At 64.1% G+C, this 22,660-nt stretch carries 21 protein-coding genes; 5 read left to right on the forward strand and 16 right to left on the reverse strand.

The window, feature by feature from the left end; genetic code table 11:
- Window positions 1-2: 2 nt before the first annotated feature.
- From OHD62_RS22280 to OHD62_RS22335, 12 genes are all read right to left on the reverse strand, one after another.
- Complete coding sequence (locus tag OHD62_RS22280) at window positions 3-1,094, reverse strand: siderophore-interacting protein (RefSeq protein WP_263787155.1); 1,092 nt, start codon at window positions 1,092-1,094, stop codon at window positions 3-5.
- A complete protein-coding gene (fhuB, locus tag OHD62_RS22285) occupies window positions 1,087-3,093 on the reverse strand; it encodes a Fe(3+)-hydroxamate ABC transporter permease FhuB (RefSeq protein WP_263787158.1) in 2,007 nt (668 codons plus the stop codon). The genes OHD62_RS22280 and fhuB overlap by 8 nt, the downstream gene beginning before the upstream one ends.
- Window positions 3,086-3,967: an iron-siderophore ABC transporter substrate-binding protein gene (locus tag OHD62_RS22290; protein WP_263787160.1), complete on the reverse strand. Its 882-nt coding sequence runs from the start codon at window positions 3,965-3,967 to the stop codon at window positions 3,086-3,088. Before OHD62_RS22290 ends, fhuB begins: the two co-directional genes overlap by 8 nt.
- Before the next feature lie 16 nt (window positions 3,968-3,983).
- Window positions 3,984-6,164 (reverse strand): TonB-dependent siderophore receptor, encoded by a 2,181-nt coding sequence (locus OHD62_RS22295; protein ID WP_263787162.1) that lies wholly within the window; start codon window positions 6,162-6,164, stop codon window positions 3,984-3,986.
- 137 nt (window positions 6,165-6,301) lie between these two features.
- On the reverse strand, window positions 6,302-7,186 hold the full coding sequence (locus OHD62_RS22300) for a helix-turn-helix domain-containing protein (protein ID WP_263787164.1): 885 nt from the start codon (window positions 7,184-7,186) through the stop codon (window positions 6,302-6,304).
- A 296-nt stretch (window positions 7,187-7,482) separates the two neighbouring features.
- Window positions 7,483-8,313, reverse strand: a complete 831-nt coding sequence (locus tag OHD62_RS22305; RefSeq protein ID WP_263787167.1) for a 3-methyl-2-oxobutanoate hydroxymethyltransferase — start codon at window positions 8,311-8,313, stop codon at window positions 7,483-7,485.
- 1 nt (window position 8,314) lies between these two features.
- Window positions 8,315-8,776, reverse strand: coding sequence for a D-ribose pyranase (gene rbsD / locus OHD62_RS22310; protein WP_263787168.1), 462 nt, complete (start codon window positions 8,774-8,776; stop codon window positions 8,315-8,317).
- Window positions 8,773-9,738 (reverse strand): ribokinase, encoded by a 966-nt coding sequence (locus OHD62_RS22315; RefSeq protein ID WP_263787170.1) that lies wholly within the window; start codon window positions 9,736-9,738, stop codon window positions 8,773-8,775. The genes rbsD and OHD62_RS22315 overlap by 4 nt, the downstream gene beginning before the upstream one ends.
- Before the next feature lie 22 nt (window positions 9,739-9,760).
- Window positions 9,761-11,278 (reverse strand): sugar ABC transporter ATP-binding protein, encoded by a 1,518-nt coding sequence (locus OHD62_RS22320; protein WP_263787172.1) that lies wholly within the window; start codon window positions 11,276-11,278, stop codon window positions 9,761-9,763.
- 61 nt (window positions 11,279-11,339) lie between these two features.
- A complete protein-coding gene (locus OHD62_RS22325) occupies window positions 11,340-12,308 on the reverse strand; it encodes a sugar ABC transporter substrate-binding protein (protein ID WP_263787174.1) in 969 nt (322 codons plus the stop codon).
- 52 nt (window positions 12,309-12,360) lie between these two features.
- Entirely contained in the window at window positions 12,361-13,383 is a 1,023-nt protein-coding gene (locus OHD62_RS22330) for an ABC transporter permease (RefSeq protein WP_263787176.1), read from the reverse strand.
- Between the two features lie 239 nt (window positions 13,384-13,622).
- Window positions 13,623-14,387: a phytanoyl-CoA dioxygenase family protein gene (locus OHD62_RS22335; protein ID WP_263787178.1), complete on the reverse strand. Its 765-nt coding sequence runs from the start codon at window positions 14,385-14,387 to the stop codon at window positions 13,623-13,625.
- Between the two features lie 178 nt (window positions 14,388-14,565).
- Here OHD62_RS22335 and OHD62_RS22340 point away from each other — a divergent pair, with 178 nt between their 5' ends.
- Window positions 14,566-15,420 carry a helix-turn-helix domain-containing protein gene (locus OHD62_RS22340; protein WP_263787180.1) on the forward strand — a complete coding sequence of 285 codons (855 nt, stop codon included), beginning with the start codon at window positions 14,566-14,568 and terminating at the stop codon, window positions 15,418-15,420.
- Between the two features lie 40 nt (window positions 15,421-15,460).
- Here the strand turns inward: OHD62_RS22340 and OHD62_RS22345 are convergent, their stop codons facing one another.
- Both OHD62_RS22345 and cueR read right to left on the reverse strand, forming a co-directional pair.
- Window positions 15,461-16,009, reverse strand: coding sequence for a cytochrome c (locus tag OHD62_RS22345; RefSeq protein WP_263787181.1), 549 nt, complete (start codon window positions 16,007-16,009; stop codon window positions 15,461-15,463).
- Window positions 16,006-16,404, reverse strand: a complete 399-nt coding sequence (cueR, locus tag OHD62_RS22350) for a Cu(I)-responsive transcriptional regulator (protein ID WP_263787183.1) — start codon at window positions 16,402-16,404, stop codon at window positions 16,006-16,008. Before cueR ends, OHD62_RS22345 begins: the two co-directional genes overlap by 4 nt.
- A 244-nt stretch (window positions 16,405-16,648) precedes the next feature.
- Between cueR and OHD62_RS22355 the strand changes: the two genes are divergently transcribed.
- Entirely contained in the window at window positions 16,649-17,086 is a 438-nt protein-coding gene (locus OHD62_RS22355) for a YqaA family protein (protein ID WP_263787184.1), read from the forward strand.
- Window positions 17,087-17,093: 7 nt separating this feature from the next.
- Here the strand turns inward: OHD62_RS22355 and OHD62_RS22360 are convergent, their stop codons facing one another.
- Together OHD62_RS22360 and OHD62_RS22365 are read right to left on the reverse strand one after the other, a co-directional pair.
- Complete coding sequence (locus tag OHD62_RS22360; RefSeq protein WP_263787186.1) at window positions 17,094-17,759, reverse strand: DUF1007 family protein; 666 nt, start codon at window positions 17,757-17,759, stop codon at window positions 17,094-17,096.
- Between the two features lie 44 nt (window positions 17,760-17,803).
- Window positions 17,804-19,306, reverse strand: a complete 1,503-nt coding sequence (locus OHD62_RS22365; protein WP_263787188.1) for a multicopper oxidase family protein — start codon at window positions 19,304-19,306, stop codon at window positions 17,804-17,806.
- A gap of 269 nt (window positions 19,307-19,575) precedes the next feature.
- Between OHD62_RS22365 and OHD62_RS22370 the strand changes: the two genes are divergently transcribed.
- Genes OHD62_RS22370 through OHD62_RS22380 form a run of 3 tightly spaced genes read left to right on the forward strand, consistent with a single transcriptional unit; the run spans window position 19,576 to window position 22,601 of the window.
- On the forward strand, window positions 19,576-20,643 hold the full coding sequence (locus OHD62_RS22370; protein ID WP_263787190.1) for a type III polyketide synthase: 1,068 nt from the start codon (window positions 19,576-19,578) through the stop codon (window positions 20,641-20,643).
- Entirely contained in the window at window positions 20,640-21,353 is a 714-nt protein-coding gene (locus OHD62_RS22375; RefSeq protein ID WP_263787193.1) for a methyltransferase domain-containing protein, read from the forward strand. The genes OHD62_RS22370 and OHD62_RS22375 overlap by 4 nt, the downstream gene beginning before the upstream one ends.
- Window positions 21,354-21,377: 24 nt before the next feature.
- Window positions 21,378-22,601 carry an NAD(P)/FAD-dependent oxidoreductase gene (locus tag OHD62_RS22380; protein WP_263787195.1) on the forward strand — a complete coding sequence of 408 codons (1,224 nt, stop codon included), beginning with the start codon at window positions 21,378-21,380 and terminating at the stop codon, window positions 22,599-22,601.
- Window positions 22,602-22,660: the final 59 nt, after the last annotated feature.

Raw genomic sequence — 22,660 nt, forward strand, 5'->3', positions numbered from 1 at the left:
GGTCAGTCTGTTCGTGCGGTGTCGCCCTCGAAGCCGCAGCGCCAGTAAGCGACGACGAGATGCGCGTCGCGCGCCAGCTTCCGGTCTTGCCTGAGGTAGGAGCGGATGGCGCGGAAGCTCTTGTGCTCGCAGCCGGCCCAGGCGAACACGCTGCGCCCGTCTTCGGGCCAATTGACCTTGCGGACCGCATCCTGAAGCAAGGTCGATTTGCCTGGGGCCACGCCGTTCCTGTGCAGCCATTTCACGTCCAGCGTCGCCCGCGAAACCAGCTTCTGTTCCTCGCCGCCATCGGCGACTTCGATGCGCACGACAGCGTGCACGCCTGCCGGCAGCGCCTCCACGATGCGGCCGATCGCGGGCAGGGCGGTCTCGTCGCCGGCAAGCAGGCACCAGTCCGCCACGGCGACGTCGCCGCCACCCGGCCCGGTCATGCCGACGATGTCGCCGATCCGCGCATTGGCCGCGAAGCGTGCGCCGGGCATGCCGTCGCCGTCGTGCAGGACGAAGTCGATATCGACCTCTCCCTTGTCGACGTCGATGCGGCGGATCGTATAGATGCGCACGTCCGGCCGTCGTTCCACTTCGGGCCATGCCGGGCGGCCATCCTCGCCAGTGACGGGCCAGGCCGGTACGACGCCATCCCTTGGCAGCAGCAGACGCACATGAAGCCCGCCGGTCGCGAAGCGCCCAAGGTCGTTTCCGGCCAGGGTCAGCCGCCGCATATGCGGCGTCACGCTGGCGGTCCGCACCACACGCATCTCACGGAAATAGGGCAGGGGCTGGCCGGCCGCACCATCGCCCCGCCACACGATGGTGGGGTTCTCCGCCGCTGCGAAATGGAAAAGATGCTCGGCGATGGAGAGTTTTACATAGGCCAGGGATGTCTCGTCATTGCCCTCTGCGAAAACTCTCAGGCAGCGCTGGCAGGCTTCCATGCTGGCCGAGCCGAAAGCCGTGTCGATGCGGCCCCAGGCGCCGTCAATGGCGACGTCGCCGTGGTCGGCAAAATGCGCGCAGAGCCGCTGCATGATGTCTTGCGGACAAGACAGCGCGATCTCGGCGGAAGCCTTGAGGCTTCTCGGCATGTCAGCCATGACGCGGCACTCCTTTTGCAAGCAGATGGACGAGGTATGGTCCGCCGAGCAGCGAGGCGAACAGGCCGGCGGGCAGTTCGTATGGAAAGGCCGCGATGCGCGACAGCCAGTCCGACACGATCATCAGCAACGCACCAACCAGCACCGCGCCGGCGAGGTGAGTGCGGGCGCGGGCAAAGCCGACCAGCCGTGCCAGATGCGGGGCAATGAGGCCAACGAAGCTCAGCGGTCCGACGAACATCGCGGCAAGCGCGGTCAGGATCGCGGCGAGAACGATCAGCGTCAGCCGGCCGTTGGCGACAGGCAGGCCCAGCCCGCGCGCGGTGTTTTCGCCGAGCGGCAGGATATCGAGCCAGCGGGTGGCGAGAAACAGCGGCAATATCAGCAGCACCAGGCAAGCGATCATGAGCCAGGCATCGACGCTGGTCGCCTGGCTGGTCGAGCCGCTGAGCCAGCGCAGCAGGACGTAGGACTGGGCATTTCCCATCGCGATCGTTGCGGTGATGATTGCGCTGCACAGCGCACTCATGGCGACGCCGGCAAGCAGCAGCCGCTCGGCGCCGAATTTCGCCCGCGCACCAATTGCCAGCATGGCGATCAGCACCACCAGCGCGCCGAGAATGGAGCCGGCGAGTTGCCAGCCGGGCACGGCCGCCGCGCTGAGCGCCAGCACCGCGGTCAGGCCGGCCCCGGCGCCGGTGCCGACACCCAGCACTTCGGGGCTTGCCAATGGATTGCCGGTGATGCGCTGAATGACGACGCCCGCCGCCGCAAGCATGGCGCCGGCGGCCGCCGCCACGCCAATCCGCGGCGCGCGCCAGGCGGCGAGATCAAAAAGCATGTCGCCGCCGGCGACCGACCAGCCCGCCGGACCGCGTCCGAGAACGAGTACTATTCCTGCCGCGAGAAGCATAACCAGCAACAACAGCAGGATGATCAGCCACGGACGGCCGGCCTTGCGCGGAGAAGCGCCATGCGCGCCGAGGTTCGGCCATTCGAGCATGCGCAGCCTTGGCAGCAGCCAGAGCAGGGCCGGGCCGCCCAGAAGAGCGGTGCCGGCGCCAGTCGGGATGCGCTCGCCACCGGTGCCGGCCGCCAGTTGCACCAGCCCATCCGTCAGCCACAGCAGGATGGCGCCGATCAGCGGCGCGGCCAGCAGCTTTTGCCGCAGCGTTCGCGCGCCCGAAAGCGTGGCCAGCGCGGGCGCCGCAAGGCCGACGAAGCCGATGACGCCGACTTCGGCGGTCACGGTGGTCGCCATCCATACGGCAATCGCTATGACGAGAAAGCGGCTGCTGTGACGCGCGATGCCGAGACTGCGCGCCGAGGCGTCGTCAAGGCCAAGGATCGTCAGGGGCCTGAGCAGCAGCAGGGCGGCGACGGCGCCGACCGCAAGCCTGACCGACAATGCAATGGCCGGCCCCCAGTCCTGCTGGACCAGCGATCCGCCGCCCCAGATGAACAGCGAGAACAGATAATCGCCATTGGCGAGGATCAGGGCGGCGCTGATGGAGCTGGCGGTCAGCGCCACCATCATGCCGGCAAGCACGACGGAGACGGGTTCCAGCCCGCGCCGCCAGGTCAGCAACAGAACCAGCAATACCGCGGCAATGCCGCCGGCAAAGGCGACCGGCCCTTGCGACCGCTCCATCAGAAACGGCGCGTAGATGGAGGCGGCCGTCATGGCGAGCTGCGCGCCCGCCGAAATGCCGAGCGTCGACGGTTCGGCCAGCGGGTTGCGCAGCACGCGCTGCAGCAATAGGCCGGACAAGCCGAGGACGGCGCCGGCCAGCATCGCCACCGCCGCGCGCGGTAGGATGCTGTAAAAAAGGATGACGCGGTCGAGATCGACACCGTCGCCCGGCAGCGCGGTCGGCCACTGCATGCCGACGCGCCATGCGAACAGCATCGCCGCCACCAGCGCGAGGAGGCTCCAGAGCGCGGTCGGCGGTAGCGCGTGGCCCGTCGTGGCGCGCTCGGTCATGGCACGGTCAGCCATGGCTCTGCCCGGCAAGTGCCGCCGTGGCCAGGCGTGCGAAGCGGCGCGCCGAGGGCAGGCCGCCAAAATGATTGATCGGCTCCAGCACCGCGACACGCCCTTCTTGGACAGCCGGCAATGCGTTCCACAAGGCATTTTCTGGAAGCGAGCGGCCGACATCAGCCGGCAGTGGCGAGACGACGAGGATCGATGCCTCGGGAACGCGGGCCAGCGCTTCCAGTCCGACCGGAGCGGCGGCGCTGTAGTTTGTCTCGTCGGTCCAGGCGTTCTTCATGCCGAGACGCTGGAGCACGTCGCCAAACATCGAATCCCGGCCGAAGGCGCGGAAATGGCGTGAATCGCCAAGGCTGATGACGAAGACAGGCCGCCCGGCGGCTGGCAGCGCGGCGCGCAATCGGGTGATCTCGACCGATGTCTCCTCGACACAGCGTTTCGCCTCGGCCTGTCGCCCGAGCCTTTCGCCGAGCATCAGCGCCGTTGCCTCTGCGAGCGGATAGGGCGGCTCGCTGGGCGCATAGACCGTTTGTGCAAGCACCGGCGCGATGCGCTCGAGCATGGGACGCTGGTACTCGTAGAAGTTGGAGATGACGATGAGATCGGGCGCGACGATGCGCAGCAGCTCGTAACTGGGCGTGCCGCGCAGGCCGAGATCGGTCACCGATTGAGGGACGGTCGGCTCTACCGCGATCTTGCGGAACTGGATGAGTTCGGTCGCCGCGACCGGCTCGATGCCGAGCGCCAGCAAGGTTTCCAGCATGCCCCAGTCGATCGCCGCGACGCGCAGCGGCGCTGCTGAGGCGGCGATCGGCGGCAGCAGGGCTATGGCCGCCAGCGCAAGCAACTGCCTTCTGTTGTGGAAGCGGACTATCGCCATCGGTTGCGGCACATAACTACCAAGTCGTATGGGCCTTCAGCTTGAATGACCGGCCTTCTCCGTAGGAGCAGGTTAAAAGTGTCTGGCAACTCGCCACATAGGTCTTGTCGAAGAGATTGGTGATGTTCAGGTCGACGCCCCAATTCTCCTTCTCATAGCCGAGCTTCAGATCGGCCAAGGTGACGGCCGGCACCCTCGATGTGTTCTCGTTGTCGGCCCATGAGGAGCCGATGTAGCGCACGCCGGCGCCGATCGATATGCCGTCATACCAATCGCCACGGAACGTGTAGTCGACCGACGCCGAGGCCATCACTTCGGGCACGATGAAGGGCGTCTTGCCGATCAGGTCGCGGTCCTCGTCCTTGGTGATATCGATATCGTAAGCGGTGAAAGCGCCTGTCACCCGGAAGTCCTCGGTGACGTTGACCTTGCCTTCGAGCTCGACGCCGCGCGAGCGCACCTCGCCGGTCTGCATCTGCGTGAAGAGAGTGACGTTCGAGGGCACGTTCTGACGCGTCAGGTCGAAGAGCGACAAGGTGAACAGGCCATCGATGAAGGTCGGCACATATTTGACGCCAACCTCGTACTGCACGCCTTCCTCCGGCTTGAACAGGTCGCCATTGGCGTCGGTTCCGATGATTGGATTGAAGAAGGTGGCGATGCTGGCGTAGGGGACGACGCCGTTGGCGAATTCATAGGCCAGGCCGGCGCGGCCGGAGAAATCGCCAACGGTGCTGCTCTGCGAACTGGAGTTCGCCGAGTAGTAGGTCGGGCCGTTGTCGGCGCTGAGCCAGCCCCGGTCGTAGCGGCCGTTTAGCGTCACCAGCCAGCCATCGCCGAAACGGAGCTGGTCCTGGGCGTAAAAGCCGAGTTGTTTTTGCGTCAGGTCCTGGTTGAGGTAGCTGACACGCGGCGTCAACGGCGAGCCGTAGACGGGGTGGAAGGCATCGATTGGATTGTCATAGTTTGGATCGTAGAGGCCGGACGACTGCACCTGGTCGATATTGTAATATTTGAAGTCCAGGCCGGCGAGGATCGTATGTTCGATCGGGCCGGTCACCACCTTGCCCTCGATCTGGTTGTCCAGGAGGAAGGTTTTCGCCTGGGTGTCGTGGTCGAAATTTATACGGGCCAGGTCGGTGGGACCTCCGATGGTCGACCAGCCGTTCGGGTAGACGCTGACCTCCTTGATATCGGCGGTGGTGAAGCGGGCGTTGGAACGAACGGTCCAGTCATTGTCGAAGGTGTGCTCGAACTCATAACCGAGGGATCCCTGCTCGCGCTCGTAGAGGTCGATGGACGGTTCGGTGAAATTGGCGTCGCGGTCGATGCGGCCATAATTCACGCCGCCGACAATCCTGTCGACGACGGTCCCTTCGTAGGGCAGGAAGCTGCCGCCATTGTGGTTCTCGTCAATGTGGCTGAAATTGGCGAGCACCGTCAGCCTGGTCTGATCGTCGGGCTGCCAGGTGATGCTGGGCGAGATGATGCCGCGCCAGCCATCCTGCAGGTCGCTGTAGGTATCGCCACCGGCGACGCGGCCGTTGACGCGATAGCTGACCACGCCGTCGCTGGCGACGTCGCCAATATCGAAGCCGAGATAGACATTGCCGGCGTCATTGACGCCGGTCTCGACATAGCGCTGCCTGCCGTCGGGACGCTTGCTGACATAGTTGATGATGCCGCCCGGATTGCTGCCGCCATAAAGCACGGAGGCCGGGCCCTTCAGCACTTCGATGCGTTCGAGCCCGAAGGAATCGACATAGAAGCCGCCGAAGCCGTAGCTGAACAGTTGCAGCCCATCCATGTAGATGCCGGTGGCCGTCGCCTGGAAGCCGCGGATGAACATCCAGTTGGTGTCGCTGTCGGGACCGAAGGGCTGGGTGAAGACGCCGGCGGTGTATCGCAGCGCCTCGTCGGCCTTCTGGGCGCCCTGATCGTCAATCTCCTGCCGACCGATCACCGAGACGGATTGCGGGATTTCCTTGAGCTCGGTCGCGGTCTTGGAGCCGGTTCTGGTCTTCTTGGCGACGACGCCGTCGACCGGTCCGGTCGCGCTGTCGCCGGCATCGCCCTCGACCACCACGGGTTCGAGCTGGGTGGTGTTCTGCGCATCCTGCGCGAACGCGGTCGCGGGCGGGATCATGGCGATGGCCGCGCCTGCCAAAAGCAGCTTCATCCGGCAGATTCTGTTCATAAGGCAAACCCCAGGTTCTCGAAACGCATATACCTGACTGTTTACCTCAACTTATTAGCGGATCATTGGATGGATTTGCGCGGTTTGTCGGTTTTTGTCCAAAAGGCGGACATCGCGACTTCATGCTGCGGGGAATGTCATTGGCGCCGGTGGGCGGCCATCCACGCGCCCGGCGTCAATCCAACGATGGATTTGAACACCCGCGTCAGATGCGCCTGATCGAAAAAGCCGGCGGCTTCGGCGATATCACTGAGCGAAGCGTGGTCGTGCGCCATCATGGCCTGGATTTTCCTGACCCGCGCCTGCATTTGCCAACGGTGCGGCGGCACGCCGGTGGCCGCCTTGAAGGCGTGGCTTGTGGCGGTTTCCGATAGGCCGGTCAGCCCTGCGAGATCGGCGAGGCGAATCTTGCCTAGGCAATGCGCGTCGATATAGTCGGTGACAAGGCGCAACTTGCGGCGGGAGAGCGGGGCGCGGCGCCGTTGTCCGTCCGGTCGACCGATCTCAAAAAGCCCGGCGAACAATGCGTTCAGCAGGCCTTCGCCATAGAGATCGTGCATCGGCAGGCCGCTGTCGCATTCGATCGCGATCAGGCCGGCGAGTGCTGCGATCCGGTCGTCGCAAAACTGGAAGCGCGACACATGCAAGGCCTCGCGATCCAGGCTGCCGCCGAAACGGCGTGTCAGCGCCGCCTCGTCGAAATGCAGATCGAGATGCTTGATACGGCGCAACCCCTCGACCCGACCCTTGATCGGCACGCCTGCCGGTATGTAGGCCATGGAAAATGCCCGATCGTGACGGCGCCGTTCACCCCGCGCTCCCTCGACGAAAAAGGCGCCGTCGCCGTCGACCTTCAGCGTGACAAAGAGGCGGGGGTCGGGAGACACATAATAGCCCTCCGCTTTGTCCCCGCACGAGACGTCCCAGAGGTCGGCGACGACGCCGTCCCAGACATGCCCTTTCAGGCCGCCTATGACTGAAAAACCCTGAATGCGACTTTCCATGCGTGGAGCAAAGGCCACTTCCGTTTCCCTGTAATGGCATGATCTCCCGGCCTTGATATATTTCATGATAGAAATTATCAAGTTTTACTGAGCGCAACCGATTCAGATTTGCGCTGCCCCTCATCGCCCTGCCGGGCACTTCTCCCCGTATAGTGACGGGGAGAAGTGCGCTGTCGCTAAGGCTTTCGCCAATCTCCAGCATTGCAGAAAGGGTGCCAAGGTTGCGGCCAGCTTCTTTCTCCCCGTTTACGGGGAGAAATGCCCGGCAGGGCAATGAGGGGCAGCGCCAACGTCGGAGATTGGTCAGTCGAGCGTTAGCTTTTGACTGAAGCGATTGCTTTGCGAAACTCCTCGAGCTCCGCCTCAGTAATGCCGGCGACTTCGGCGTCGTTGGGATAACTGCCGCCGGCGACCTCCTTGCGAAAGCCCGACAGCGCCTCGACCCGCGCGTCCCTGACGGCTTGGTGCAAGGCGGCCAGATTGCCCCAGGTCCGCGCGTGACGTGGCAGGCGGGCGCTCTCGCCGCAAATGTCGGAGGTGAACAGGAAGATGACGTCCGCCTCAGTGCCCGAGCCGAGCGAGACGGTGACGAGCGACGTGCGGCGGTTGATCTCGGCCATCACCTCGGCCGCGATGATCTCGCATTCGACGGCGAAGGCGCCGGCATCCTCGAGCCGTCGGAAGCGGTCCCACAATTCAAGCGCCTCGGCCGAGGTCTTGCCGACCGCCCTGATGCCGCCGACCCAGGTGGATTTTCGCGGCACGAAGCCGAGATGCCCCATCACTGGAATCTGTTCATTGGCGAGGAGCCGCACGCTGTCATGGCCGCGCCCGGTGATCACCGCATCGGCACCCGAGGTGATGGCGCTGAAGGCGGTGCGCAGGATCTCGTCGCCGGTGACGGCGTCGGCGAAGCCGAGGGCAGCGGTGACGAAAACGCGGCGCGAACCCTCGCGCACGCGCAAGACATTGGCGGCGCGGCAGACGACCATCTCGACGCCGGCTGCCTCCGCGGCCGCCGCCTCGTCCGCCGTCTCCGCCGTCACCTGGGCGGCATGCCGACCGGTTCCCTTGAGTGCGCGCAGACCTGCGACGGTTACGCTGCGCTCGACCTCGCGGCCGCCGAAATCGAAGATCCGCGGCATCTCAGCCTTTCAGCTTCCTGGCGTAGTAATCCGGCGCCACGACACCCGGCTTGGAGAACCAGGCTGGCACGTCAACGCCCGAATAAAGCAGGATGTTGCCCCACGGATCGAAGGCGCCGGTGCGCACGATGACCTTGGCCTTCGCCGCCATCTCGCCGAGGATGGTCTCGTGCTTGGTCGTCTCGAAATCGGCGTCGGGGAACAGCCGCTTCAGCTTGGCCAACAACGGCGCATTGTGCACCGGCAGCGTGTCGGCATAGCCGACGCGCTCGGCGATGAAACTGGCGGCGATCGGCGCCAGCACGGTCTCCAGGTCCGGCACGTCGGGCGAGATGGCGAGGTCGATGCGCCAGGCGGTCGAGGGGATCGGAAAGCCGGCATCGCAGACGATCATCAGGTCGCCATGGCCCATCGAGGCGATGGCGTGCGCCAGTTCGGCATTGAGCAGCCGGTTTCGGTTCATGTCGTTTCCTTCCATGTTGTCTTCATTGCCTGGGCGTAGAGCGCGTCGGCCTTGGCCCGCTGGGGCAGGCCGGGAATGACGCCGAGCTCGGTGCATGCGATCGCGCCGCAGACGACGCCGAAGCGGACCGCCTCGACGATGTCGCGGCCTTCGGCGAGCGCCACCGCGAAGCCCGAATTGAACGCGTCGCCGGCGCCGGTCGTGTCGACTACGCTCACCGGCACCGCCGGCACCATCACATCGAGTTCGTCGGTCAGGATCAGCGCGCCGCTGCGGCCGAGCGTCACCACGACATTGCGGACGCCGCGGCGGCGCAACTCACCGGCGAGCTCGCGCGAGGAGCGCGGATCGTCGGCCGGCAGGCCGAGCAGGATGCGCAATTCGCTCTCGTTTGGGGTCAGATAGTCGACCGAGGCGAAAATCGTGTTGGGAAGCTGGCGTGCCGGTGCTGGATTGAGGATGGTGCGGGCGCCATGCTTGCGGCCGAGCTCCATGGCGCGGGCGGCGGCAGCGATCGGCACTTCGAGCACGGTCATAACGACATCGCTTTCAGCAATGCGCCGGTCCGCAGTGTCGACGGTGGCAGCGTCCATCAACTCGTTGGCGCCCATGTCGAGGATGATGAAGTTCTCGCCCTTGTCGTTGAGGATGATGAAGCCGACGCCGGTGGCGCGCTCCGCACGCGTCGTGACCAGGCTCGAATCCACGCCCTCGGCGGCATAAAGGTCGGTGGCGATGCCGGCCAGCTTGTCGGTGCCGATGATGGCGACCAGCGAAGAGGCGGCGCCCAGCCTTGCCGTGGCGACGGCCTGGTTGGAGCCCTTGCCGCCCGGTCCCATGTCGAAATCGGTGCCGAGCATCGTCTCGCCGAAGATCGGCAGCTTGGGTGCCCGCATGGTCAGCCCTACCGCGAAACTGCCGACGATTGTGATCTTGGGGGTGATCTGGGGTCTGGTGGTCATCAATGCCTCGTTCAGGGCCTCGTTAGGACGCCATGGCGCGCGCCAGGATCGCTTCTTCGTTGATGCCGGAGCCGGTCAGTTCACCCGAGATCCGGCCGTTGCGCAGCACCAGAACGCGTTCGGCGTTCATGATCAATTCCGGAATCTCCGATGAGATCATGACCACCGCCACGCCTTCGCCGGCAATGCCGCGCAGGATGGCGTATATCTCGGCCTTGGCGCCGACATCGACGCCGCGCGTCGGCTCGTGCAGGATTAGCACGCGCGGACTGGTGACGAGGCTGCGCCCGAGGATGATCTTCTGCTGGTTGCCGCCGGACAATGTCGCCAGTTTCTGGCCAAGATGTGAAATGCGCGCGTCGAGCCGAGCGACCTGTGCGCGGGCTTCGCTGCGGACCGCGCCGCGCCGCATGAAGCCGGCAAGCGAAAAGCGCGGCAGCGAGGCCGAGACGACATTGTTGGCGACGCTCATCGCCAACAGCGCGCCGGCGCCGCGCCGGTCCGCCGGCACCAGGGCCATGCCGTTGCGGATGGAGGCGTGCGGATCGGCGGCGCGCAATTCCTTGTCGTCGATGGTGATGCGGCCGCTACGGCCGCACAGGCCGAACAGGGCCTCGCCAAGCGTGTCCTTGCCGGAATCCGGCAGACCACCAATGCCGAGGATTTCGCCGGCCCGTGCGTGAAAGGTCAAGCCATCGAGGCCCGGTGCGGTCAGCGTCTCGACGGACAGCACTATCGGTGCGCCATCCGACCGCGCCTCAGGCTGTAGCGACCACTGCGCCGCCGTGTTGAGATCGCGACCGACCATGGCGCGGATCAGCCGGTCTTCCGACAGGCCGTCATTGTCCAGCGTCTCGATGGTACGCCCGTCGCGCATCACCGTGATGCGGTCGGCAAGGTCGAGCACTTCCTTCAGATGATGCGAGACATAGATGACGGTGACACCCTCGCTGCGCAATTGCCGGATAATGTCGAACAGCCGCTCGCTCTCACGTTTGGAAAGCGCGGAATTGGGTTCGTCTAGCACGAGCACGCGGGCGCGCTGGCGGATGGCGCCGGCGATTTCGACCAGCTGCATCTCGGCGACGGAAAGCCGGCCGACCCTGGTGTCGGGATCGAGCTTGCCCATGCCGAGGCGGGACAAGGCGGCGCGCGCCTCGCGTCGCATCGCCTCGCGAGGCACCATCGACACGGCCGAGCGCGCCGCCATGTCCGACATCATGATGTTGTCGGCGATGGTCAGCGTCGGGCAGAGCGCCAGTTCCTGATAGACGACGGTGATGCCGGCGGCCCGGCTGGCCAGCGGCGAGGGGATGGTGGCTTGCCTGCCGTCGATGCGGATATCACCGCCGTCCGGCTGCAGATCGCCGGCAAGGATGTTCATCAAGGTCGATTTGCCGGCGCCGTTCTCGCCGATGACGGCATGCACTTCGCCGGGACGGAAGTCGACGGAAATACGGTCGAGCGCCAGGACGCCGGGAAACCGCTTGGTCAGGCCGGAGATTTCGACGATGGGGGCAGGCGTCTGTTGCTTGGTCATGGGGCTGGCTGAACGAAGAGCTGCCGGCCTCGGTGGCCGGCAGCCCCGTTACGCTGGCATGTTACTTCTTGGCGACCTCGGCGATGTTTTCCTTGGTGTAGACGCCGACGCCGGTGTCGAGATTTTCGATCGGCTGACCCTTCAGGAACTGGACGATCAGGTCGACCGCGGCAAAGCCCTGCTTCTCGGGTGCCTGGTCGATCGTCGCCTGGACATTGCCGTCCTGGACGAGCTGCACCGTCTGGTCGAGCAGATCGAAGCCGACCACCTTGACCTTGTCGGCCGCCTTGTTGCGTTCGACCCAGGTGCCAGCGGCCGGCGTCGAGCAGCATTCGAGCGACAGCACGCCCGATATCGCCGGATTGGCCAGCATGGCGTTTTCGATCGCCGAATAGATCTTCTGCGGGTCGGTGCCGGTGTTGAGCGTGGAGACCACCTCGATGCCGGGCTCGGCCTTGAGCGCTTCGCGCGCGCCCTTTTCACGATCGAGCGACCATTGGGCGGCGGCGTCGATCGTGGTGATCATCACCTTGCCCTTGCCGCCCAGCACCTTGGCCATCAGCTTGCCGGCCTCGCGGCCGGATTGGACGAGATCCTGGCCGGCGAAGGCGAGGCGCTTGCTCTCTGGATTGTCGGTGTTGAAGGTTACGACCGGGATGCCGGCGGCGATGACGCGGTCGATCAGCGGCGCCAGCGCATCGGTCGAGACCGAGGAGATCGCCAGGCCGTCCATCTTGCCCATCAGCGTTTCGATCTCGCTGATCTGGCCGTCGGCATCGGCGCCGACGGGACCGATGAACTGGGCACTGACCTTGTCCTCCTTGGCGGCGCGCTCGACGCCGGTCTTCATGAACGGCGCGAATTCGTTGGAGACGTCGTGGTAGGAGACATAGATGTCGAGCGGCTGGCCGGCGGCGATCTTGGCCTTGATGCGATCGGCCAGCGCGAAATCGGCGAGTTTGGCGTCGGCATGGGCCGACAGCGGCAGCAGGCTGAGTGCGGCTGCGAGAATGACGTGTCTGAATTTCATGGATAGTCCTCCCTTGTTTGGCCCTTGATTTGACCTGTTGGTTGCTCTGCTTTCAGCTCGTGCGGCGCGTGCTCCATTTGTCGATGCCGACCGCTATGATGATGACCAGACCGATCATCAGTTCCTGGACGAAGGGCGACACGCCCATCAGCACCAGGCCGTTGCGCATGACGCCGATGATCAGCACGCCGAAGATGGTGCCGAGGATCGTGCCTTCGCCGCCCGACAGCGAAGCGCCGCCGACGATGGTGGCAGCGATGACGTCGAGCTCCAGCCCGACCCCGGTGCGTCCGGCCTGGCCGCTCGGCAGGAAGGCCATGCTCAAAATGCCGGCGAAGGCCGCCAGCAACCCCATCAGCACGAAAGCGCAGATCTTGACGGAGTTGACAGAGATGCCGGAAACGCGCGCCGCCTTGGCGCTGCCGCCGACGGCGTAAACGCGGAAGCCGAAATTGGAGAAGGACAGCACCACCCAGGCAAGTGCGGCGATGATGACGAAAAAGACGAGCTGCATCGGGATGATGGTGAACAGATAGCCCTGACCCATGTAGTCGAACGACTGCAGGACCTCTGGCAGGGCGCCGTTGCGGGCGTTCACTGTCACCGGCTGGCCGTTGGTCAGGATGAGGGCGGCACCGCGTACGATGGAGAGCATGCCGAGCGTCGCGATCAGCGAGGGCAAGCGGCCATAGGTGGAGAGCACGCCGTTGATAAGGCCAATAGCGACGCCAGTGGCGAGGCCCACGCCGATCGCCGGCAGCAGCGCCCAGCCGGCGATGATCAGCATGCCGGTGGCGAGGCCAGAGAAAGCATAGGACGAGCCGACCGACAGGTCGACCTCTCCGGCGATCAGCACGAATGTCATGCCGACCGCCATGATCCCGAGCAGGGAGATCTGGCGACCGACATTGAGCAGGTTGAGCGATGTCAGGAACCCGTCAGTGGCGAACGACAAAAACAGGCACAGCGCGAGCAGCGCGATGAACACGCCCGCCTCGCGCGCCCGCAACAGCCGCGCCAACGTCAATCGGTCCGTGGCTGGCGCGCGCGCGCCGGTCCTGACCGCATCGGCCATACAGCATCCTCCCTGCGTGCGGCGAGATGCCGGTCGCGACCGGCTCCGCCACGCTTCTCCCATTCTTCCCTCATCGACCTGGGCTGAGCTCGCGCACGGGTCGATGCATGAGAGCCTGATCATCCCGAACAGATTCAGGATGCGGCCCTATCTCTTTGTTCGACCTGATCTTTTTCCGTCCCGAAGGTCAGGGATCACGGTCAGGTGCGGGGCGTGATCGCCCGCGCCTTTCTTTGGTCTCAGGACGCCTTGCGGAAGGAACCGGCCGGCACCTTGCGCAATTCGTCGTAGTTTCCGTATTCGCGCACCTTCTTGAACGGCGCGTTCTCGATGGCGTTGTAGGAGCAGATATAGCCCCAGCGATAGGTATCGGAGCGGTTGGCGTCGGAGCGATGCAGCAGATTGCCATCGAAGATCAGCGCGTCGCCGGCTTCCATCTCGACATAGATATGCTCGTAGCGCTTCAGCGCGGCTTCCAGATGCTCCTGCTCGACATTGGTCTGGTCGTTCTCGCGGATATGGTTGAGGCGACCGAGCTTGTGCGAACCCTTGAGCACCTGCAGGCAGCCATTCTCGCGGGTCGCCTTGTCGAGCGCGACATAGATGCTCATCATCTCCGGTGCGAGGCAGCCGTAATTGTACCAGTAGCCGAAATCCTGATGCCATTCCCAGGCGCCGCCCTCGTTGGGCTGCTTCATCGTCATCTTGTGGCTGTAGAGGTAGATCGGCTTGCCGACGGCGTCCTCGGCGAGGTCGACCATGCGCTCATCGCGTGCGAGCAGCCCGTATTTGTCGTCCTCGGCCTTGGTCCACATCTTCAGAAGCGTGGTCTTGCCCTCCTTGTCGCCCTTGGCCATGACCGCGCCGATCCTGCTCTCCGCCTCCAACTGCCTGCGGGCGTGGTCGCGGAAGTCGTCCACCTCCGCCGTGGCCAGCAGCCCCTGGCGAATGATGTATCCGTCGCTGGCGTAGCGTTCCTTTTCAGCCTTGGTCATCGCGAGCATCGTCTTGCCTCCCTGGTCTTCGCGAACGGGCCGTCACTGGCGCGGTGCGCCTTGAAGCCCGGAAGGCGAGATTTCCAGCCGATGAATGCCGACCTCGCCTGCCTCTTGAGAGCGACCATAGCGGCGCCAGACCGGGAACAAAATGGACAGCATAGCGCAGTTTTTGTATAAAACGCGCATGAGGGCAAGAACGTCTGTTATCGAGAGTTTCCACTATGTGCCAGCCGCAGGATGGACCCGCACGGCGTTCAGCGTGCTGCGTGCCGGCAAAGTCGCAGCGGCGCCGGATTACCGGATAGAACGCGCGGCCTATCCTGGCCAGGACATACTCTATTGCCTGTCCGGCCGCGGCGTGGTTGAGACGCTGGGGCAGCGGCTGGAGGTACGCCCGGGTCAATTGGTATGGATGGCGAACGAGGCACCGCATATTCATGCCGCCGACGAGCACGATCCGTGGAGCCTGCTCTGGTTCAGGCTCGACGGGCCGGACCCGGCGATCCTGCGCCGCAAGCTGTTCGGCGAGGGGACCTTGCGGGCCGTGTTCACGGAAGCCATTAGCCCAGTGCCGTGGTTCGAGCGGCTGTTCGCCGCGTTGCGGCGGCGCGACGCCAGTCTCGACCTGCGGCTCAACCAGCTGGTCGCCGAATTCGTGCTTTTGGTCGACCGCGCGCTGGCCGGCACGGGCACCGACGATCTGCCGAAGGCACTGGCCGCAGCGGTGGACGCCATGCGCGGCGAACCCGGATTCGCCTGGAGCGCGCCGGACCTGTCTACTGTTACCGGCCTTGGCCCGTCGCAAATCCGGCGGCTGTTCCAGAAGCATCTACGCACAAGTCCGCACCAGTGGCTGATGCGCGAGCGGCTGATGCAGGCGCAGTCGCTACTGGTGCAAAGCGACCAGCCCCTGGCCGAGATCGCCGAGGCCTGTGGCTTCTGCGACGTCTATCATTTCGGGCGAGAGTTCAAGCGCTCGGTGGGGATCTCGCCGGCCGCCTGGCGCCGCAGCGAATTGGGCATCGGGCCGGGGCATTAGCTTGGAACTGCGAATGATCAAAATGTGCTCGGCTCGGCGATCACAGGACTTTTTGCCGAAACTTCGAATGACAGTTTGAGCAATCCTGCAAGATGAGGTGCAAGAGATGTTCGGCGGGAAGCCTGGCAGGATCGGCTTCCGCCGCCGGCCGCTTGCCAAGCAGGCTGCCGCCGTCCATCGCCGGGCCGGAACCCATCCTCATGTCGTCGGTGATGTTGGCGGGCGCCCGCTCGGCCTTGGCGGCCAGGGCGCTTGCCAGCGTCCCCATGTGACGGGCCAGCGCCTCGAATTCCGGACGGGCCTGGTCAATTTCCAGCCGGGCACCCGAAGGCGCACCCAATGTCGCGCTGGGGAATTCCGCGATCAGGGCAGGGCCGGTGCGGTCGCGGATGGTCTTGGCCGCCGCCTTGAAGGCCGCGGCGTCGTAGGCCAGCCTGCCGTCGAACATCCCGGCGATCGTTTTCGCGGCGGCGGCCATCTCCTTCATCGAGGACTGGCGCGTCGCGACGATTGGGTCAAAGCCGGCCGCGGCCACCACTGCGGAGACGCAGGCAAGCGACAGCCCTGCCGCTGCAAAAGCCAGCCTCACTGGGCCGTGTCCTGTCCTGCCAATTCGTCGATGATCGGGCAATCCGGCCGCTCATCGCCATGGCAGTGTTCGACCAGATGATGCAGCAGGCCGCGCAATCCAATGAGCTCGGCGATCTTCCGGTCGATCTCCACCAGCTTGGCTTGCGCGATGGCCTTTACGTCGGCGCTCTCGCGATCCTTGTCGCGATAGAGCGACAGCAATTGGCGGCACTCGTCGACCGAAAACCCCAGGCTGCGCGAGCGCTGCAGGAATCGCAGGCGGTGGATATCGGCCGGCGAATAATCGCGATAGCCGTTGTCCGTCCGGGCCGGGCTTAGAAGGCCGATGTCCTCGTAGTAGCGTATGGTCTTGGACGGCAAGCCTGATTTTTCGGAAGCGATGCCGATGTTCATGGTGAAAATCTCCTTTGTCGGAGGACATAGACCTTCCGGCTACTGGAAGGTCAACATGCCGTGGCAATTTCGGATCGAGCGGATGTAGGCGTTTTGCACTTGACCTTCCAGCGACAGGAACCATCAAGGTAAGTGCCGTGCGCATCCAGAGGGGAATTTGAAATGAAAGACTCGGCTCGCTTGCTCGTCGCCAGCGCCGCTGATTCGCCGAAACCAGCGCCAGGTGAGCCGCGATAACCAGCACTTGGACGGATTTGCTGCTTATGCAGGATTGTTTCTGAGCGGGTTGATCGCAGCAACCATTCTGCCTGCCCAGTCTGAAGGGGTGCTGGTGGCTCTGTCGCTGCGCGGCACCTATGAGCCTTGGGCGCTCTTGGCCGTTGCCTCGGCAGGCAACGTCCTGGGGTCGGTGATCAATTGGGCGTTGGGCCGAGGCCTGCTCCGATTCCAGTCTTATCCCTGGTTCCCTGTTACACCCGCCCGCCTTAGTTCAGCCGCCAACTGGTACCGGCGTTTCGGGCGGTGGTCATTGCTGGCCAGCTGGATGCCCGTGATAGGCGATCCGTTGACGCTCGCTGCCGGAGTGTTGAAAGAGCCGTTCTGGAGCTTTCTGGCCATCGTCACGATAGCAAAAGTCGGCCGCTACCTCATTTTGATGATGGTTCTGCTGAAGTGGTTGTGAACGGTCATCAGCCCGCTTTGCAGTTGAGCTCAAGCTTGGTGGCGAAGATCTTGGCCATGTTCGTACCCGTCGGATCGTTAAAAAACGCGTCCGTCAATTTGCTTTGGTTCTGCGCGATCGCATCCTCGGCGCTGGGGCGAAGAACTGTGCGCTCGCAGCTAGACGGCAAACCGTCAACGGCGATTTTGTCGTCCGTGACAAAATCGATCGCCGTGTAGAACGTCGGATCGTAGACCCCGAAATCCACTTTCCCGGACAGCGCAAGCGGGGTTTTGGGCTCGGATTCAAAGGACACGACCAACTGGCCGTTATCGAACTGCACGCTTAGCGATGCCGGGGCTTTCATGGCTACGTCTTTGCCATCCACCGTGACGATCTGGAAATAGTTGTAGTCCGCGAGCGACGCGTAGATGGTTTCCGACACCGCCCGCATCTCGGCAACGTCGAGCTGAAGATCTGAGTTCTTGTCGAACTCCATCGTCACGGTACTCGAGAACAGCTCGTCAAAGCGCCAAAGATGCCGCAAGGTTTTTACGGTCGTCTTGTCCGATGACAGACTGACGTTAAGTTGTGCCTCCGCAAATACGTGAGGGTGAGCACCTGCGGTGCAGGTCGAAGCCAGCAGCGTAGCAACAACCCCAGCTAACTCCGTCGGCCGGGTCCTCAGCTTCATTTTTGTCCCTCTTTCGCAGAATCGCCAAGCCGCTCAGCGGCAGATTATGCCTGCACGTCGACGATCCCCATCATGCCGAGCTGCTCATGCTCCAGTATGTGGCAGTGATACATGCGCAACCCCGGCCGGTCCTGCCGCAGCAGCAGCCGCACCGTCTCGCCGCGCGCAACGTTGACGGTGTCCTTCCAGGCCAGGTAGGCCGATTTCGAGACCTGGCCGTCGCGTTCGTGCTCTACCACCTGGAACTGCGTGCCGTGCACATGGAAGGGATGGTCCATGTCCGCCTTGTTGGCGATTTCCCAGAGCTCGACCTCGCCTGCTTTCGAGACGACATCGATGCGGCCCATGTCAAAGGCGGCGCCGTTGATCAGGAACCCCATCTCCATGCCGTTCGCGTTCATGGCCATGGTTTCGGTGAAGACGAAGCGACGGTTGACGGCAGGCGCACCGAGTTGCGCAATCGGCCGCAGCCTGTCGGGCAGTGGCGGGATGGCCTCGGCCGGCGTCTCCGAAACATTGACCGTAAAGAGCGTCAGGCCTGCATCGGCCGGTCGGCCTGCGCCCATCCAGCCGCGATCGTAATCGAGCGTATACAGCGTGGTGGGGCCGGGCTTGTCGAAAGACACGATCAGTTCGAGACGCTCCGCCGGGCTGAGCAGGATGTCGTCGGCGGCGACCGGCGCTTCCAGCAGGCCGCCGTCGGTTCCGATGATCGTCATGGGCGCGTCATCGAAGGAGAGCCGCAAAAAGCGCGCGTTGGTCGCATTGTAGAGCCGGAAGCGCCGTTTCGCGCCCACCGGCACCGCCAGCGCCGGGTTCTTCTGTCCATTGACGAGCACATGGTCGCCGACGCGGCCATTCATCAGGTCGACCGTCGTGCTGTCCGGCATGGTGCCATCGGCGGCAAGGCGAAGGTCGGTGAACACCAGCACGGTATCGCCATATTCGAGCGGAATTGGATCAACCTTCGGCTTGACCACGAACGCCCCGGCAAGGCCGCGATAGACCTGCTCGGCCGTCTTGCCGTGCGGGTGCGGATGGTACCAGTATGAACCCGCGCTGCCTTCCGGCAGCTCGAAGCTGTAGGTGCGCTCGGTGTCCGTCGCGACCGGGTCCATCGGGTTGCCGTCCTGATCGGCCGGCACCGGCATACCGTGCCAGTGGATGGTGCTTGCCTCATCCGGAATCCGGTTCGCGAAGGTGATCTCGACGCGGCTGCCCTCGACCACCTCGATCAACGGCCCGGGGCTAGTGCCGTTATAGGCGAGGATCGGCGTGTCGAGCCCTTCGGCAAAACGAGCCTTGGCGGGTTCGGCCGTCAGCTTCGCCTTGAACAGGCCTGAGGTAGCGGCCTCGTTGGCCAGCAGAGGCAAGTCGCGCAGCGTCTCTCCTTCGGGCAGCACGACGGCGCTCTGTGGCGGCACCGCCATGTCGTGGCCTGCGTGAGCGCCCATGCCGGGCATGTCGTCCATCTTCATCTGGGCGAGGGCGCGCGGGCTCGCAAGAACCGTCGCCAGACCTGCCGCCAGAAAGCCGCGTCGATGCATTGTCGTCTCCTACCTTGCGCAGCAACGCTAAGGGTTCCAGCTACAGGAAGGTCAAGCCGTTTTGTTGCTAACGCGCCACAGCCGTCCGACAGGTTCGAGCCGTCTGCCTGGCACGGCACATGCCAAACCTTCGGGATGAAATCGGTTTCCGAAGCGTTTATCGAACAGCCAACGCTCACAGCCTGGTGTCCAGCACCGGGTGCCGATGAGCAAGAAACCCTCCGGCGGTGGCCCACGCTACATCGTGCACGACGCCCAGGAGACGGAATATGCCTGCCAAAGCCTATATCAACCGGATCGCAACAGCGGTGCCGGAGCACGAGGTTCATCAATTCTACCTGCGTTTCGCGGCCTCCATGGTTGCGCCCGATCGTCGCAGAATCTTCGAGCGCATGGCCGATCTTGCCGGCATCGAGCACCGCTATTCCTGCTTTGCGCCTGCTTCCGACCCCGAAGGACCGTCCGCCGATCTGGCCGGGACTTTCATCAGGGGTGCGTTTCCCGGAACGGCCGTGAGAATGGCCATGTTTGACGATGCCGCACCTGTCCTGGCGCAAAAAGGCGTGGACGGATTGCAGCTTGGCGATGACGCTTCGCGCGTCACCCATCTCATCGTCACCACCTGCACCGGTTTTTCGGCGCCGGGCATCGATCTGGATCTGGTTGCGCGATGCGGGCTGCCGAACGGGGTCGAACGCACGATGATTGGTTTCATGGGGTGCTACGCGGCGATCAACGGTCTCAAGCTTGCCCGCCACATCGTCCGCTCCGACCCGGACGCCAGGGTCCTCCTGGTCGATATCGAACTCTGCACCATGCATCTGCGTGAAACCGCCGAGCTGGAAAAGCTGCTGTCGTTCTGCCTCTGGGGCGACGGCTGCGCGGCCGCGCTCATCACCGCCGAGCCGCACGGCATCGAGCTCGATAGCTTTCACGGCATGGTGGCGCAGGAGCGGCGGGATCTGATGCGCTGGAGCATTCGCGACCATGGTTTTGAAATGTTTCTTTCCGGCCATGTCCCGGCGGCGATTCATGAAGCGTTGCGGGACAACCATGCCGCCATCCTCGGTGGCCGGCCGGTCGAGGCGATCGACCTTTGGGCCGTGCATCCGGGCGGACGTTCGGTGCTCGACGCCGTCGACAGGGCCTTGAAGCTCGCGCCCGCCGCGCTTGCGCCATCGCGCGAGGTGTTGCGCAAATACGGAAACATGTCGTCCGCGACTGTCATGTTCGTGATGAAAGAGATGTTCAAGGCGCCGCCGGGCCTGCTCGGCTGCGGCATGTCGTTCGGACCCGGACTGACAGCCGAAACCATGCTTTTTCGAACGGTGTCATGAGCGGCCTGGATCACCGTCGGCTTGCGCCGGAAATCCTTGACGGACTTGCGGCCGACGATCCGCGAGCACTTGCCTCGCGCCGCGACCTTCGTCGCATCAACATGCTGATGTTTCAGGCGCCGATCATGGCGTCGTTGCTCAGGAAGTTCGTGGCAAAGCCGCCGCGCCGCATTCTGGAGATCGGCGCCGGCGATGGCAGGTTCATGCTGGCGGTAGCACGGCGCATGGCCAGGCATTGGCCTGAAGTCGAACTGGTGATGCTCGACCGCGTCGAGCTCGTCACCGCGCAACTGCGCGCTGATTTTGACAGGCTGGGATGGAAGATAGACGGGATCACCGCCGACGTCTTCGACTGGGCGGGAACGGTCGAGCGCAAGCCATTCGACGCGATCACCGTCAATCTGTTCCTGCATCACTTCGACGACGCGGAGCTCGTGCGTCTGTTTTCGCTGATGGCGCCGAAAGCCCCATTGCTCCTGGCGACGGAGCCATTGAGGGCGAAACTGGCACTGGCAGCAACCCGTCTTCTTCCCGCAATCGGCGCCAATGACGTCACGCGAAACGACGCGGCGCAAAGCGTGCGTGCCGGCTTTCGCGGCAGCGAGCTTTCCGGTCTCTGGCTTGCGGCTAGGGGCAAGCCGATCGAGGAACGGCGTGCCGGCCTTTTTTCGCATATCTTCGTCGGTGCCGGTGCCGACCCCACGATTTGAGATGACCATGTATCGAGATGGCCCATGACGCGATTGTCGACCCATGACGCGATCATCATCGGCGCCGGCCCGGCGGGCACATCCGTGGCGCTGACGCTGGCCCGGCACGGATGGGCCGTGGCGCTTGTGGAAAAGAGCGCGTTCCCGCGCCGCAAGGTCTGCGGCGAATACATGTCGGCAAGCAATCTTGCGCTTCTGGACCGACTCGGAATCGGCGAAGCCTGGCGCGCCAATGCCGGCCCCGAAATCCGTCGTGTCGGTCTCTTTTCGGGCGAGACTTGTGTCGAGGCGCCAATGCCCCATGCAAAAGATGAGCCCTCTGCAAATGGCTTCGGCCGGGCACTCGGCCGGGACATTCTCGACTTTCTGCTTTTGCAGGCGGCGCGATCGGCGGGTGTCGAAATCTTCCAACCTTACCGTGCCGTCGCCATAGAGCGGGATGGCGACATGCAAACAGTGCAAATTCAAGCCGGAGACGAAACGACGATGTTGCGTGCGCCGGTGATTGTCGCCGCGCACGGTTCCTGGGAACCAGGACCGCTGCCCAGCCAGCTTGAAAAGGCCAACCGCCCGTCGGACCTGCTCGGCTTCAAGGCGCATTTCACCGGCTCATCCCTGGCGCCTGATTTGATGCCTCTGCTGGCGTTTCCGGGCGGTTATGGCGGCATGGTCTGGGCGGATCATGGCCGGTTGTCGATCTCATGCTGCATTCGGCGTGACATGCTGGCGCAGTTGCGCAAGCACAAACACCATGGCCCCGAACACCAGGGCCATGTGTCAGCCTCCGATGCGGTCTTCCGTCATCTGATGGACTCGTGCCGCGGTATCAGGGATGCCCTGGAAACAGCGCATCTCGACGGTCCATGGCTTGCCGCGGGTCCGATCCGGCCGGGACTTCGCAGCTGCTACGAAGGTGACATCTTCCGCGTCGGCAATGCAGCCGGAGAGTCTCATCCGATCGTCGCCGAGGGCATCTCGATGGCGCTTCAGTCCGGCTGGCTGCTGGCTTCGGAACTCGCATGCGCGCCAGCTGGCCGGGCAGGGCGCGAGGCCGCCGGCAGGCACTATGCGGCGGCCTGGAAAGGACTGTTTTCGACGCGGGTCTACGCCGCTGCCGCTATTGCCCGAATTGCCCTTCGCCCCGGCAGCGCCGCCCTGATGGAGGCGACCGTCCGGAATTTCCCGAAGGCACTGACCTTGGGTGCTCAACTGAGCGGCAAGATAAAGCCGGTTCCCGGCTTTGTCTGACGCATCGCCTTTTCTGTCGCCGGCTTTCAGCGGAATCATCTGGCTTGCAGGCAGCTAAC

It is taken from the genome of Mesorhizobium sp. YC-39 (assembly GCF_025753795.1).
Lineage (GTDB): Bacteria > Pseudomonadota > Alphaproteobacteria > Rhizobiales > Rhizobiaceae > Mesorhizobium.